This window comes from Protofrankia sp. BMG5.30, assembly GCF_001983005.1.
Taxonomy (GTDB): Bacteria; Actinomycetota; Actinomycetes; order Frankiales; family Frankiaceae; genus Protofrankia; species Protofrankia coriariae.
In genome coordinates, this window is the sequence record NZ_MOME01000013.1 from 214924 (window position 1) to 229785 (window position 14862).

A 14862-nucleotide genomic window follows, 5' to 3' on the forward strand; every position below is an offset into this window, starting at 1 on the left:
CTCAGCGTACGAAGCCGGAAGTGGCCGCGGTGCCGGCGAGATCGAGCAGGGGCTGTGGTGCGACTCCCAGCAGGAGCGTCACGACCGCGCCGATGCCGACGGCCGCGTAGGTKAGTGTCGGACGAGTGACAATTATGGGGCCGTCCGCACCCGGTTCCTGGAAGAACATCAGAACGATCACTCGGACGTAGAAGAACGCGGCGATCGCGCTGGTGACCAGGGCAACGACCACCAACGGTGTCGCGTCACCGGCGATCGCGGCCTCGAAGACGGCGAACTTCCCGGTGAATCCGCTGGTGAGCGGGATGCCGGCCAGGGCGAGGAGCAGGAAGGCGAAGATCCCCGCGAGCACCGGGGAGCGCCGCCCGAGCCCCTGCCACTGGGACAGGTCGCTCGCCTCGCCGTCCCCCGTCCGCACCAGGGTGACCAGACCGAAAGCGGCGATCGTGGTGAAGCCGTAGGCGACCAGGTAGAACAGGGAGCCGCTCAGCCCGTCGCTGTTGGCCGCGGCAAGCCCGGTGAGCAGGAAGCCGGCGTGGGCGATCGCCGAGTAGGCGAGCATCCGCTTGATGTCACGCTGGGTCAGTGCCAACACCGCACCGACAACCATGGTCAGGATCGCGATGATCCAGACTATCGGCCGCCAGTCCCAGCGCAGCCCGCCGAAGGAGACGTAGAACAGCCGCAGCAGCGCGCCGAACGCCGCCACTTTTGTGCCCGCGGCCATGAAGGCCGTGATCGGGGTCGGGGCCCCCTGGTAGACATCCGGTGTCCAGGAGTGGAACGGCACGGCGCCGATCTTGAAGAACAGGCCGATGCCGAGCAGGGCCATCCCCAGGTAGAGGTAGGTGTCGTTCGCGCCGACCGTGCCCGCGGCATCGGCGATCCGGCCGAGGTTGACGCTGCCGGCGTAGCCGTAGACGAAGGCCAGGCCGTAGATGAAGAACGCCGAGGAGAAGGCGCCGAGCAGGAAGTACTTCATCGCCGCCTCCTGGGAGAGCAGACGACGGCGGCGGGCCAGGCCGGTGAGCAGGTACAGCGGCAGGGAGAGGATCTCCAACGCGACGAACATGATCAGAAGCGTGTTGGAGGAGACGAACAGCAGCATCCCGGCCGCCGAGAACGCCATCAGCGGGTACGCCTCGGTCTGCACCTCCGCGGAGGAACGCTGGGCGGTCGCGCCCGGTGACCCCGGTGTGATCGCCGCCGACGCCACGATCGCCCCGCCGGAGGAGTCCAGCCGCCGCTCGGCGACCAGCAGCACCGCCAGCAGGGCGAAGAGCAGGATGGCGCCTTCCAGGAAGAGGGTCGGGCCGTCGATGGCCAGCGCCCCGGCCGCGAGCACCTGCCGCCGAGCGTGCAGCAGGACGACCGCCACGAACGCGGCCACGAACCCGGCCGCGGCCAGCAACGGCTGGATGACCCGGCGGGCCTTCGCCGGCACGAACGCGTCGACGAGCACACCCGCCAGCGCCACCCCGAAGACGATGAGGATCGGGCTCAGCGCGCTGTACTGGATCGCCGGGACGTCGATCGTCCCCTGCGCGCCCTGGGCCAGCACCTGCGGGCCGGCGATGGCGGATGCTGTGGCACTCACGAGTGGCCTCCGGTCTGGCTTGCGTTCACGGGGGCGGTTGGTGCGGGATCGGTGTGCCCGGCGTCCTCGAACGTCGCCGTGACGGTCGGCCGGAYGATGTCGATGAGCGGCTTCGGGTAGATGCCGAGGGCGATGATCAGGGCGACCACCGGCGCGACCACGATCTTCTCCCGGACACTGAGATCGAGCACTCCACGAGCATCCTCGGATACCAACGGTCCTGTCATCGTCCGTTGGTAGAGATAGAGGATGTAGATCGCGGCGAGCACGATGCCGACAGTGGCCACGATGGCCAGCGCCCGGTACCGGGTGAACGTCCCGGCCAGCACCAGGAACTCGCTGACGAAGCTGTTCAGGCCGGGCAGCGCCAGCGACGACAGCCCCGCGATGAGGAAGACGCCGGCCAGCGTCGGTGTGACCTGCGCCATGCCACGGTAGGCCCCCACGTCCCGGCTGCCGCGCCGGGCCACCAGGAAGCCGACGACGAGGAAGARCAGGCCCGTCGACAGCCCGTGGTTGACCATGTAGAGGACGGCGCCGGTGCCCGCCTGCGACGTCAGCGCGAAGGTACCCATCGCGATGAAGCCGAAGTGGGCCAGCGAGGTATACGCCACCAGGCGTTTCATGTCCCGCTGGCCGATGGCGAGCAACGCCCCGTAGAAGATCCCGATCACCGCCAGCGCGAGCACCATGGGCGCGAAGTAGGACGACGCCTCCGGGAACAGCGGGATGCAGTAGCGGATCAGCCCGAAGGTCCCGACCTTGTCCAGGACGCCCACCAGCAGGATCGCGCCGCCGGTCGGCGACTGCGCGCCCGCGTCCGGCAGCCAGGTGTGGAAGGGGAACAACGGCGCCTTGATGGCGAAGGCTACGAAGAAGCCCAGGAAGAGCAGCTTCTGCACACCAGGGGTGATGTCCAGTTGGCGCAGGGTGGCGAAGTCGAAGGTGCCGGTGCCGAGCTGGTCGGCCGAGACGACGTAGAGGCCGATCACCGCGGCGAGCATGAGCAGCCCGCCGAGCAGGCTGTACAGCAGGAACTTCACCGCCGCGTAGGACCGCTGCGCCTGCTCTTTGACCGGCCCGTAGCTCCCGATCAGGAAGTACATCGGGATCAGCATCGCCTCGAAGAAGACGTAGAACAGGAAGACGTCGGTGGCGGCGAACACCCCGACCATCCCCGCCTCGAGCGCGAGCAACAGCGCGAAGAACGCCGGGACGCTGCGCCTGCCCACCACGGGCGTGCCGTCCGGGGATGCGGCGTCGACCTCGTCCCAGGAGGCGAGGACGACAATCGGCACCAGCAGCGTCGCGAGCAGGATCAGCACCAGCGAGATCCCGTCGGCACCCACCGAGTAGGAGATGCCGAACTGCTTGATCCAGGAGTACTTCTGGGCGAACTGGAAGCCGGCCCGCGCCGGCTCGTACGCGATGGTCGCCAGCAGCGCCAGCACGAACTCCACCAGCGTGACCGCCAGGGTGATCTGCTTGGCCAGCGTGCCCAGCCGCCGCGGGACGACCGCGACGACGACCGCCGCGGCGGCCGGGATGATCAGCAGGAGGGTCAACCACGGGAAACTGTTCACGTCATCCGGTCCTTACCAGCAGCGCTGCCACGACCACGAGGACAGCACCTCCCAACATCGACAGCGCGTAGGAGCGGACGAACCCGGTCTGGGTGCGGCGCAGCCGCCCGGACAGGCCGCCGATCCCGGCGGCGGTGCCCCGGACCAGCCCGTCCACCCCGACCGTGTCCAGCCAGACCAGGAAACGGGTGAGGTACTGCCCCGGGCGCATGAACACGGTCTCGTTGAACGTGTTGGCGTAAAGATCGTGCCGGGCGGCCACGGTGACCAGCCCAACCTCGGAGTCGGGGCGGGCAACGGCCTCCACCGGACGTACCTGGTATCGCAGGTAGGCCCCGGCGAAGCCACCGGCGGCGACCAGCAGGGTCAGCGCCGTGACCACCGCCGGGGAGAGCGTGTGCGCGCCCTCCTCGTGGCTCTCGCCGAGCACCGGTGCCAGCCAGTCCTGCAGGGTGCCGCCGACGATGAACAGCCCACCGGCGAACACCGAGCCCACGGCCAGCAGCGCCATCGGCCCGGTCATCACCGTGGGGGACTCGTGGGGATGCTTGGCCCGCTCGCCCGAGGACGACCAGCGGCGCTCCCCGTGGAAGGTCAGCAGGAACAGCCGGGTCATGTAGAAGGCGGTGATGCCCGCGCCGAGCAGCGCGGTCAGGCCGAGCAGGTACCCGCTGGTGCCGCCCTTGTCGAAGGCGGCCTCAATGATCTTGTCCTTGGTGAAGAACCCGGACAGCGGGGGAAGGCCGATGATGGCCAGGTAGCCGAGACCGAAGGTGACCCAGGTGACCGGCATCAGCCGCCACAGGCCACCGTATTTCCGCATGTCCTGCTCGTCGTCCATCGCGTGGATCACCGAGCCGGATCCGAGGAACAGGCCGGCCTTGAAGAAGCCGTGTGCCAGCAGGTGCGCGATGCCGAGCGCGTAACCGGCCGGGCCCAGCCCCACGGCGAGGAACATGTACCCGATCTGGCTCACCGTCGAGTAGGCGAGCACCTTCTTGATGTCGTCGTAGGCGCAGCCGATGACGCAGCCGATGACGATCGTTACGGCGCCGATGATGACGACCACCGTCCGGGCGGCCTGGGTCTCGGTGAAGATCGGACTGGCGCGGGCGATGAGGTAGACCCCGGCGGTCACCATGGTGGCGGCGTGGATGAGCGCGGAGATCGGGGTCGGGCCCTCCATCGCGTCCGGCAGCCATGCCTGCAACGGGAACTGGCCGGACTTCCCGCAGGCGCCGAGCAGCAGCAGCAGGGCGATCGCGGTCAGTGTGCCGTACCCGATGATGTCGGCCGCGGCGGCGCCGAGCACCGAGTCGTAGTTCGTGCTGCCCACCGTGGCGAACATCAGCATGATGGCCAGGGCGAGCCCCACGTCGCCGACCCGGTTCATGTAGAAGGCCTTGTTGGCCGCGGTCGCCGCGGCCGGCTTGTACTCCCAGAACTTGATCAGCAGGAAGGACGACAGGCCGACCAGTTCCCAGCCCGCGTACAGGACGAGGAAGTTGTCCCCGAGGACGAGCAGCAGCATGGACGCCAGGAACAGGTTCATGTAGGCGAAGAACCTGCGCCGCCCGGGATCGTGCGCCATGTAACCGATCGAGTAGACGTGGATCAGCGTCCCCACGCCGGTGATCAGCAGCACGAAGACCGCGGACAGCTGGTCGAAGAGCAGACCGGCGTCCACCTGGAAGCCGTTGACCGGAATCCAGGAGAACAGGTGCTGGGCGACCTGCCGGTCCTCGGCGCCACGGCCGCGCAGCTCGAAGAACAGCACCAGCCCCACGACAAAGCTCGCCGCGGAGGCCGCGGTGCCCAGCAGATGTCCCCAGCGGTCGGTCCTCCGCCCGCCGAGCAGCAGGATCAGCGCCCCCGCCAGCGGCAGCACCAGCAGCAGCCACGTCGCCGAGAACACGCCGCTGGCCGCCGCGTAGCCCACCTCGTGTCCCACCTCATGCGGCATGGCGTACCTCGTCATCGGAGAGGTGGTCACTGAGGAGGTGGTCAGCGGAGAGATACTCATCGAAGAGGCGGCCGTCAGGCAGGTGGCCACCAGGAAGGTGCTCGTCTGGCAGGTGGCCGTCGGATGCACGGCCATCGGATGCCCTGCCGCCAGACGCGCCGGCACCACATGTGACACCACATGTGACGACACGGTGCGTATAGCCGTGGGGTGTATGCGTCACTGCACTCATCGTCCGTTCTGCCGTGACCGGGGTTCCGGCCACCACGTCCCACCGGCGCCTGGTGAGGTCGTCACCGGTGGCACACCTGGGGAACTGGCTAGTACTTGAGCAGGTTCACGTCGTCCACCGAGGCGGACCGGCGGGTTCGGAAGATCGTGAGGATGATTGCCAGGCCGATGACCACCTCGGCCGCGGCCACCACCATCACGAAGAACGCCATGATCTGGCCGTCCAGGGTGCCGTTGATCCTGGAGAAGGTGACCAGGGTCAGGTTCGCCGCGTTCAGCATCAGCTCGACGCACATGAAGACGACGATCGCGTTACGGCGCAGCAGGACGCCGACCGCGCCAATGGTGAACAGCAGTGCGGCGAGGATCAGATAGTTCGAGGGGTTCACCGGTCCGTCCCTTTCCCGGCCCCRACCGGACGTGGATTCCCGCGGGCGTGTGCCCCGGCGCCGTTGTCGCCGTCGCCGTTGCCCTCGATGTCCCCGCAGCCCTCCCTGGCGCCCTGGCCCGCGCCGGGATCGGTGCCACCGCCGGGCAGGCCCGCCGGCAGCCGGGTGCCCTCGGGCCGGGCATAGACGGCCGGTCCGGGAATCGGCGTGACTCGGCCTCCCTCGGCGAACCGACGCCGCAGCATCTCCCGCTGCGTCACCTTGCCGTCGACCCGTTCCCGGTGCCCGAGGATCATGGCGCCGACCGCGGCGATGATGAGCAGCGCGGAAACGATCTCGAACGCGAGCACGTAGTCGGTGAACAGCAGGCGGGCGATCGCCTGGATGTTGCCGCCGTCGTTGGCGGCCGTGAGCCCGGCCGCGGTGGTGCCGTTGTTGATCACTCCGCCGATCGGGAACACCAGCAGCCCGGCGAACCCGACTCCCAGGACGATCGCGGCCACCCGCTGACCGCGCAGGGTCTCCACCAGGGAGTCGGAGGAGTCCACCCCGACCAGCATCAGCACGAACAGGAACAGCACCATGATCGCCCCGGTGTACACGACGATCTGCACGAAGCCGAGGAACGGGGCGTCCTGCAACAGGTAGAAGACGGCCAGACAGAAGAAGTTCGTCACCAGCAGCAACGCCCCGTGCACGGCGTTGCGGGCGAGCACCATGCCCAGTGCCGCGAGCACCGCCACCGGGGCGAGCACCCAGAACGTCGCGGCCTCGCCGGTGGACGTCCGGGTGATCTCCCCCGCCGCCTGCGCCAGGATCTGCGCGCTCATCGGACCGGCTCCGGTTCGCTGTCCCGACCGGCCACGTCGGCGTCGGCGGCCTTGCCCGCAGCCTTGCCGGCACCCGTAGCGGCAAGGCCGGATGCGTCGAAGGGGCCGCTGCGGTTCGGGTCGAACCGGTAGTAGTCCGTCTCGCTGTCACCGAGGTACATCGGATGCGGCGGCGCTGTCATCCCCTCGCCCAGCGGGGCGAGCAGTTGCTCCTTGGTGAAGATGAGATCCGACCGGCTGTCGTCGGCGAGCTCGTAGTCGTTGGTCATGGTCAGCGCCCGGGTCGGGCACGCCTCGATGCACAGACCGCACAGGATGCAGCGCAGATAGTTGATCTGGTAGACGCGCCCGTACCGCTCCCCGGGGGAGTAACGCTCCTCGTCGGTGTTGTCCGCGCCCTCCACGTAGATCGCGTCGGCCGGGCAGGCCCACGCGCACAGCTCGCAGCCGACACACTTCTCCAGCCCGTCGGGATGCCGGTTGAGCTGGTGGCGGCCGTGGAAACGAGGCGCGGTCGGCTTCTTCTCCTCCGGATACTGCTCGGTCGTCGGCTTCTTGAACATGGTCGAGAAGGTGACGCCGAATCCCTTGTACGGGTCGAGGATCCCCATGGCTCAGCTCTCCTGCCGCGGTCCACCCGCGACGATGACGGTGGCGGACGACGATCGGTCCGGACCGGTGACGGACGGCGGCCGGCCGGCCGCGCCGGCCGTACCGGCGGGCGGCGGCCACGGGATCCGGTCCAGACTGGGCGCGTTACGGATGCGCTCCTGTTCGGCGGCCTCAAGGCGTTCCCGGTGTTTGCGCGCACCGGGATCGATGATCGTGATGATGAGCAGGATGCCGGTGGCGATCCCGAAGCCGATCAGCCACGGCGTCCGGTCAGTGACGTTCTCCCGGTAGACCTTGAAGGTCGCCACGGCGAGCAGCCACACCAGCCCGACCGGGATCAGGACCTTCCAGCCGAACGCCATGAACTGGTCGTAGCGCAGCCGGGGCAGCGTGCCGCGCAGCCAGATGAACAGGAACAGGAACGCCAGCAGCTTCAGCACGAACCAGATCACCGGGAACCAGCCGGTGTCGAAGTGCGAGAAGTACGGGATCGGCGGCGGCTGCCACCCGCCGAGGAACAGCGTCGTCGCCACCGCGGACACGGTCACGGTGTTGATGTACTCGGCGAGGAAGAAGAACGCGAACTTGATCGAGCTGTATTCGGTGTGGAAACCGCCGACCAGCYCGCCTTCGGCCTCGGGCAGGTCGAACGGCGTCCGGTTCGTCTCACCCACCATCGCGATGCAGTAGATGATGAAGGACGGCACCAGCACCACGTTCCACCAGTGGCTCTGGCCCTCCACGATGCCCGAGGTGGACAGCGTCCCGGAGTTGAGGAAGACCGCGACGAAGGACAGCCCCATCGCGACCTCGTAGGAGATGATCTGTGCCGCCGAGCGCAGCGACCCCAGCAGCGGGTAGGTCGACCCGCTCGCCCAGCCGGAGAGGATCAGCCCGTACACGCCCAGCGACGAGGCGGCCAGCACGAACAGGACGGCCACCGGCAGGTCCGCGAGCTGCAGGTTGGTGTGCTCACCGAAGATCGACACCTCGGGCCCGAACGGGATCACCGCGAACGCGAGGAACGCCGGGATCGCCGAGACGATCGGGGCGAGGATGAAGACCGGCCGGTCGGCGAGGACCGGGATGATGTCCTCTTTGAGCATGAGCTTCACGCCGTCGGCGAGGCTCTGCAGCCAGCCCTTGGGGCCGTGCCGGTTGGGGCCGACACGCTGCTGCATCCGGGCCACGACCTTGCGCTCGAACACGATCGCGAACAGCGTTGTCAGCAGCAGGAAGGCGAAGACCGCCACGGCCTTGAGCAGGATCAGCCAGAACGGGTCGTCGCCGAAGACGGCCAGGTCCGGGTCGGTGGCACCGGCCGCCAGCACCGGCGCGAACGAGGGTGAGTAGCTCATGACCGGCCTTCCGCGCCGCTGCCCGCGACGGCGTCGACAAGATCATGGCCGTCGTCCGGGGCGCCGGCGGCCACACTGATGTTCACCACTTCGCCGGCGCGCCCGGCGAGCGAGGCACGGACGTGGGAGCCCGGCGAGAAGGCCGGCAGCCACACCACCCGGTCGGGCATCGAAGTGATCTCCAGGGGGAGGGTGATGGTGCCGCGGCCGGTGCTGACACTGACGGACGCGCCGTCGACCGCGCCGATCGCACCGGCCGTCACCGCGGACAGCCTGACCCGCGGCGGGCGGGCCGTCCCGGCGAGGTAGGGCTCGCCGTCGAGCAGCCGGCCGTCGTCGATCAGATGGTGCCAGCTGGCGAGCACCGCCTGGCCCGGTGCCGGCTCGGGCAGCGCGGGCTGCTCGGCCGCCGGCGCTGGAACGCGGTTGATCCCGGCGCCGGCACGGCCGAACCTCGCCAGCTCGCGCGCGGCCACCCCGGGGTCGTCCACACCGAGGGCGATCCCCATCCGGGCGGCCAGGATGTGCAGCACCCGCAGGTCCGGCAGCGCGGTGGTGTCCAGGGCCCGCTGGAACGCGCGCAGGCGTCCCTCCCAGTTGACGAACGAGCCCGCCTTCTCCGCCACCGGCGCGACCGGCAGGACCACGTCGGCGACCTCGGTCACCGCGGACGCGCGCACCTCCAGGGACACGCAGAACGGCACGGAGGCGATCACCTCCAGGGCTGCGGCCGGGTCGGGCAGGTCGTGGACGTCCACCCCGGCGACGACGAGCCCGTCGAGCGCACCGGCGGCAGCGGCGGCGAGGATCGCCGCAGTGTCCCGGCCGGGCCCAGCCGGGACGGCGGCGCCCCAGATCTCCTCGGCCTCGGCGCGGGCCACCGGATCCGCCACCGGGCGCCCGCCGGGCAGCAGCGACGGCAGGGCGCCGGCGGCGAGCGCGCCGCGCTCCCCGGCCCGGCGCGGCACCCAGGCCAGCCGCGCACCGGTCGCCTCGGCCAGCCGCAGCGCCGCGGTCAGCGTCCCGGGGGCCTGCGCGGCACGCTCCCCCACCAGGATCACCGCCCCGTCGGCGCGCAGCGCGGCGGCCGCCGCGGACTGGGTCCCGTCCTGAATCCTGTTGACCGGCCCGGCCAGGGCGGCCAGGGCGGCGGCTTCGGCTCCGGGGACGACCGGCAGCAGCGTCCCGGAGATCTTCGACAGCCCGCGGGTGGCCAGCGGGGCCAGCGAGAAGATCGCCGCGGTCTGCTTCCGCGCGGCCTTGCGCAGCCGCAGGAAGATCGTCGGCGCCTCCTCCTCGGGCTCGAGCGCGACCAGCAGGACGCCGGGCGCGGCTTCCAGGTCGGCGTGGGTGACCCCGATGCCGGTGCCGGCGACCGCGTGGGCGAGGAACGCCTCCTCCTCGGCCGAGTGCGGCCGGGCCCGGAAGTCCACGTCGTTGGTGCGCAGGGCGACGCGGGCGAACTTGGCGTAGGCGTAGGCGTCCTCACGGGTGAGCCGGCCGCCGGCGAGCACGCCGACGCCGTGGCGGTCCCGGCACTCGGCCAGCCCGCGGGCGGCGAAGGCCAGCGCCTCGCTCCACGACGCCTCGACCAGCTCCCCGGTGGCGTCGTCACGGACCAGCGGGGTGCGCAGCCGGTCGGCGCCGTCGGCGTAGGTGAAGGCGAACCGGCCCTTGTCGCAGTTCCACTCCTCGTTGACGGCCGGGTCGTCGGCGGCGAGCCGGCGCCGGACCTTGCCGCGGCGGTGGTCGGTGCGCAGCGCGCAGCCGGCCGCGCAGTGCTCACACGCGGTCGGGGTGGACACCAGGTCGAACGGCCGGGCCCGGAACCGGTAGGCCGCGCTGGTCAGCGCGCCCACCGGGCAGATCTGCACGGTGTTGCCGGAGAAGTAGGACTGGAACGGCTCGTCCTCGCTGATCGCGACCTGTTCGTTGGCGCCCCGCTCGAACAGCTCGATGAAGGGGTCGCCGGCGATCTGCGCGGAGAACCGGGTGCAGCGCGCGCACAGCACGCAGCGCTCCCGGTCGAGCAGGATCTCGCTGGAGATGGCGACCGGCTTCGGGTAGGTCCGCTTGGCCTCCCGGAACCGTGAGACGGCGCCGCCGCCCGCCATCGACTGGTTCTGCAGCGGGCACTCGCCGCCCTTGTCACAGACCGGGCAGTCCAGCGGATGGTTGAGCAGCAGGAACTCCAGCGTCCCCGCCTGCGCCTTCTGCGCCACCGGCGAGGTGAGCTGGGTGCGCACGACCATGTCGGCCGCGACCGTGGTCGTGCAGGAGGCGACCGGCTTGCGCTGACCCTCGACCTCGACGATGCACTGCCGGCAGGCGCCGACGGGGTCGAGCAGCGGATGGTCGCAGAACCGCGGGATCTCGATCCCGAGCAGTTCGGCCGCCCGGATGATCAGTGTCCCCTTCGGGACGCTGACCGCGATGCCGTCGATGGTCAGGGTGACGAGATCCGGCGGCGCGGGCTCGGCCGGCGGCTGCGAGGCGCTGCTCTTCGACACGGTTGTCATAGTGATCAGTGAGCTCCCGCGAGGGCGTCCGGTGTGCCGGCGACGCGGTCGGTGGCGGTGGGTCCGGTGGCGCCGGTGGGGGTGGCCGGGACGAACTCGTCCCGGAAGAACTTGATCCCGGAGACGATCGGCGAGGTGGCGCCGTCGGCGAGCGCGCAGAAGGCCCGGCCGAAGATGTTGTCGCAGGCGTCGACGAGGGTGTCGACGTCCTCGGCGTCGCCCTGGCCACGTTCGAGCCGGGAGAGGATCTGGACCATCCAGGTGGTGCCCTCGCGGCACGGCGTGCACTTGCCGCAGGACTCGTGCGCGTAGAACTGGGTGAGCCGCCGGACGACCTTCAGCATGTCCACGGTCTCATCCATGATCATGATGGCGGCGGTGCCGAGCAGGGAGCCGGCCTCGACGACCCCCTCGAAGTCCAGTGGGACGTCGAGATGGTCCGCGGTGAGCATCGGCGTCGAGGAACCGCCGGGCGTCCACGCCTTCAGCCGCCGTCCACCGCGGATGCCGCCGGCGAGCTCCAGCAGCTCGGCGAGAGTGGTCCCCATCGGCGCCTCGTACTGGCCCGGGCGGGTCACGTGCCCGGACAGGCTGTAGATCTTCGGCCCCGGCGAGCGCTCCCGGCCCATCGAGCGGAACCACTCCACCCCGCGCCGGATGACGAACGGAACGGTGGCGATGGTCTCCACATTGTTGACCACGGTCGGGGACGCGTACAGCCCGTGGGTCGCCGGGAACGGCGGGCGCAGCCGGGGCTGGCCGCGGCGGCCCTCCAGCGAGTCGAGCAGCGCGGTCTCCTCACCGCAGATGTAGGCGCCGGCCCCGGAGTGGACGACCAGGTCCAGGTCGAAGCCGCTGCCGAGGATGTCGCGGCCGAGATAGCCGGCCCGGTACGCCTCGGCGACCGCGGCGCGCAGCCGGCGTCCGCAGTGCACCAGCTCCCCGCGCAGGTAGATGAAGGCGCGGTGGGCCCGCACCGCATAGGCGGCGATGATGATGCCCTCCACCAGCGAGTGCGGGTCGGCCGTCATCAGCGGCGCGTCCTTGCAGGTGCCGGGCTCGCCCTCGTCCGCGTTGATGACCAGGTAGTGCGGCCTGTCGTCGCCCTGCGGGATGAAGCTCCACTTCATCCCGGTGGGGAAGCCCGCGCCGCCGCGGCCGCGCAGTCCGGAGTCCTTGACAATCTTGATGATGTCGTCCGGGCCGAGCTCCAGGGCCTGCCGCAGCGCCTGGTAGCCGTCGGTGCTCTCGTAGACGGCCAGCGTCCAGGACTCGGGGGTGTTCCAGCGTCCGGTGAGGACCGGGGTGACCGGCATGGTCAGCTCCCCTTCGTCGAATCGTCGGTCCGCGCGGCGCCGGCCGGCGTGGCCTTACCCGAAGCGGCCTTGGTCGCGGCGGCTCTGGCCGGGGCAGCCTTGGCGGGGGTGCCGTTGGCCGGAGCGCCCCTGGCAGCGGTGCTGCCGGCCAGGCCGGCGGCCGTGGCGTCGGCGGTGCCCGTGACCAACAGCCCGGCCACGGACGGCTCGCCCACGCCCGGACCGGCGACCGCCTCGGGCCGCGGGTCGGGGAGGCCTGCGAGCTGCCGGGACGCTTCGGCGAACGTGCACAGCGGCGCGCCCCGGGTCGGGGCCGGCCGCTCGCCGCGTCGCAGCGCCTCCACGATCTCGCTCGCGGACTGCGGGTCGACCTGGTCGAAGAACTCGTAGTTGACGGTCAGCACCGGCGCGTAGTCGCACGCGGCCAGGCACTCGGCGTGCTCAAGGGTGATCGTGCCGTCCGCGGTGGTCTGGTCGTGCCCGACCCCGAGCTCCTGCGAGAGACGGGCGTAGACCTCCTCGCCGCCGAGYAGCGCGCAGGAGAGGTTGGTGCACACCGACACCAGCCAGTCGCCGACGGGCCGGCGCTTGTACATCGTGTAGAAGGTGGCGACCGCGCTCACCTCGGCCTGGGTGATGCCGAGCAGGGAGGCGCAGAACTCCACCCCCTCGGAGGTGACACAGCCGTCCTCGGCCTGCACGAGGTGCAGCAGGGGCAGCAGTGCCGACCGGGAGTGCCCGGACGGGTACCGTGCGATGATGTCCGCTGCCGCGGCGCGGGTTTCTTCGGTGAGCGGCACTACCGGTCAACTCCCCCCAGGACTGGGTCGACGGAGGCCACGCCGACGATCACGTCCSCGACCTGTCCGCCTTCGGTCATCGCCGGGACYGCCTGCAGGTTGACGAAGCTTGGTTCCCGGACGTGGACGCGGTACGGCCTGGTGCCGCCGTCGCTGACCACGTGGTAGCCCAGTTCGCCGCGAGGCGACTCCACGGCCGTGTACACCTGCCCGGCCGGCACCCGGAAACCCTCGGTGACCAGCTTGAAGTGGTGGATCAGGGCTTCCATCGAGGTACCCATGATCGTGCGGATGTGGTCGAGGGAGTTACCCATCCCGTCGGTGCCGATCGACAGCTGGGCCGGCCAGGCGATCTTCTTGTCCGCGACCATCACCGGACCGGGCTTCAGCCGGTCGAGGCACTGCTCAACGATCTTCAACGACTCGCCCATCTCCTCCAGCCGCAACAGGTAGCGGGCGTAGGAGTCGCCATCCAGCGAGGTGGGGACGTCGAATTCGTAGGTCTCGTAGCCGCAGTACGGGATGGTCTTGCGCAGGTCCCACTCCAGCCCGGCGGCACGCAGCACCGGGCCGGTCACGCCGAGCGCGATGCAGCTGGCCGCGTCGATGTAGTTGACGTCGACCATGCGGCCCTTCCAGATCGGCTGCCCCGACAGCAGGGCGTGAYATTCCTTGATCCGCTTGGGCATGTCGACGAGGAAGGCCTGGATGTCGCGCACGACGTCGTTTGGAAGATCCTGGGCCAGCCCGCCGGGACGGACGTAGGCGTGGTTCATCCGCAGCCCGGTGATCGTCTCCAGGAGGTCGAGGATCTTCTCCCGCTCCCGGAAACCAAAGATCATCCCAGTGGTGGCCCCAATCTCCATGGCGCCGGTGGCCAGCCACACCAGATGCGAGGCGATCCGCTGCAGCTCCATCACCAGCACCCGGATGACCGTGGCCCGCTCGGGGACCTCGTCGGTGATGYCGAGCAGCTTCTCCACCGCCAGGCAGTAGGCCGTCTCGTTGAACAGCGGCGCGAGATAGTCGGCGCGGGTGAGGAAGGTGACCGCCTGCGTCCAGGTGCGGAACTCGCAGCTCTTCTCGATCCCGGTGTGCAGGTAGCCGATGACGACCTGGGTCCGGGTGACCGTCTCGCCCTCGATCTCCAGGACGAGCCGCAGCACCCCGTGCGTGGACGGGTGCTGGGGACCCATGTTGACGGTGAGGCGCTCGGAGTAGTCCTCGCCGCCGATCACCTGCTCCCAGTCACCGCCGGTGACGGTGTAGACCCGCTCCCCCGCCGACTCGGTGAAGCCGGCCTCGTAGGCGTCGCCGTATCCGGGAGCGTCGTCGTACCCAGGAGCGTTGTTCTGTCCAGGAGCGCCCCCGCGCTCAGAGGCGCTGTCGCGCCCGGAAGTGCTGTCGTATCCGGGAGCGTCGTCGACGGGCGGTCCGGCGGATGTGGTGGAGCCGGCCGCGGAGGTGAACGCGGCTGACGTGTCGAACGTGTGGGTCATAACGAACCTCGTAGACAAAGACGACACGGGGTGGAACGACGCCGCCGCGAGCCACCGGCCACGGCGCTCGTGCCGGACAGCGCACTCGTACCGGCCATATCTGCTGCACCGAACAGATCTGCCGTACCGAACAGATCTGCCGTACCGAACAGATCTGCCGTACCG

At 70.0% G+C, this 14862-nt stretch carries 11 protein-coding genes; all 11 read right to left on the bottom strand.

Annotated features, from left to right (window positions below; translation table 11 throughout):
* Position 1: 1 nt before the first annotated feature.
* Complete coding sequence (nuoN, locus tag BL254_RS08990; protein WP_047221682.1) at positions 2 to 1576, bottom strand: NADH-quinone oxidoreductase subunit NuoN; 1575 nt, start codon at positions 1574 to 1576, stop codon at positions 2 to 4.
* 17 nt (positions 1577 to 1593) lie between these two features.
* A complete protein-coding gene (locus BL254_RS08995; RefSeq protein ID WP_076843050.1) occupies positions 1594 to 3180 on the bottom strand; it encodes an NADH-quinone oxidoreductase subunit M in 1587 nt (528 codons plus the stop codon).
* Position 3181: 1 nt separating this feature from the next.
* A complete protein-coding gene (gene nuoL, locus BL254_RS09000) occupies positions 3182 to 5143 on the bottom strand; it encodes an NADH-quinone oxidoreductase subunit L (RefSeq protein WP_305775648.1) in 1962 nt (653 codons plus the stop codon).
* Between the two features lie 320 nt (positions 5144 to 5463).
* Positions 5464 to 5763, bottom strand: a complete 300-nt coding sequence (nuoK, locus tag BL254_RS09005; protein WP_013875148.1) for an NADH-quinone oxidoreductase subunit NuoK — start codon at positions 5761 to 5763, stop codon at positions 5464 to 5466.
* Positions 5760 to 6593 carry an NADH-quinone oxidoreductase subunit J gene (locus BL254_RS09010; protein WP_047221548.1) on the bottom strand — a complete coding sequence of 278 codons (834 nt, stop codon included), beginning with the start codon at positions 6591 to 6593 and terminating at the stop codon, positions 5760 to 5762. The genes nuoK and BL254_RS09010 overlap by 4 nt, the downstream gene beginning before the upstream one ends.
* Positions 6590 to 7204, bottom strand: a complete 615-nt coding sequence (gene nuoI / locus BL254_RS09015; protein ID WP_047221547.1) for an NADH-quinone oxidoreductase subunit NuoI — start codon at positions 7202 to 7204, stop codon at positions 6590 to 6592. Before nuoI ends, BL254_RS09010 begins: the two co-directional genes overlap by 4 nt.
* Positions 7205 to 7207: 3 nt before the next feature.
* Entirely contained in the window at positions 7208 to 8563 is a 1356-nt protein-coding gene (nuoH, locus tag BL254_RS09020; RefSeq protein WP_076843051.1) for an NADH-quinone oxidoreductase subunit NuoH, read from the bottom strand.
* Positions 8560 to 11082, bottom strand: coding sequence for an NADH-quinone oxidoreductase subunit G (locus tag BL254_RS09025; RefSeq protein ID WP_047221546.1), 2523 nt, complete (start codon positions 11080 to 11082; stop codon positions 8560 to 8562). Before BL254_RS09025 ends, nuoH begins: the two co-directional genes overlap by 4 nt.
* Before the next feature lie 5 nt (positions 11083 to 11087).
* On the bottom strand, positions 11088 to 12398 hold the full coding sequence (nuoF, locus tag BL254_RS09030; RefSeq protein ID WP_047221545.1) for an NADH-quinone oxidoreductase subunit NuoF: 1311 nt from the start codon (positions 12396 to 12398) through the stop codon (positions 11088 to 11090).
* 2 nt (positions 12399 to 12400) lie between these two features.
* A complete protein-coding gene (gene nuoE, locus BL254_RS09035; protein WP_076843052.1) occupies positions 12401 to 13198 on the bottom strand; it encodes an NADH-quinone oxidoreductase subunit NuoE in 798 nt (265 codons plus the stop codon).
* Positions 13198 to 14697, bottom strand: a complete 1500-nt coding sequence (locus BL254_RS09040; protein ID WP_076843053.1) for an NADH-quinone oxidoreductase subunit D — start codon at positions 14695 to 14697, stop codon at positions 13198 to 13200. The genes nuoE and BL254_RS09040 overlap by 1 nt, the downstream gene beginning before the upstream one ends.
* Between the last annotated feature and the right edge of the window lie 165 nt (positions 14698 to 14862).

Coding starts and splice junctions, on each gene's coding strand:
- nuoF (WP_047221545.1), bottom strand. CDS start 12,398: ATGCCGGTCACCCCGGTCCTCACCGGACGCTGGAACACCCCCGAGTCC.
- nuoI (WP_047221547.1), bottom strand. CDS start 7,204: ATGGGGATCCTCGACCCGTACAAGGGATTCGGCGTCACCTTCTCGACC.
- nuoL (WP_305775648.1), bottom strand. CDS start 5,143: ATGCCGCATGAGGTGGGACACGAGGTGGGCTACGCGGCGGCCAGCGGC.
- BL254_RS09025 (WP_047221546.1), bottom strand. CDS start 11,082: ATGACAACCGTGTCGAAGAGCAGCGCCTCGCAGCCGCCGGCCGAGCCC.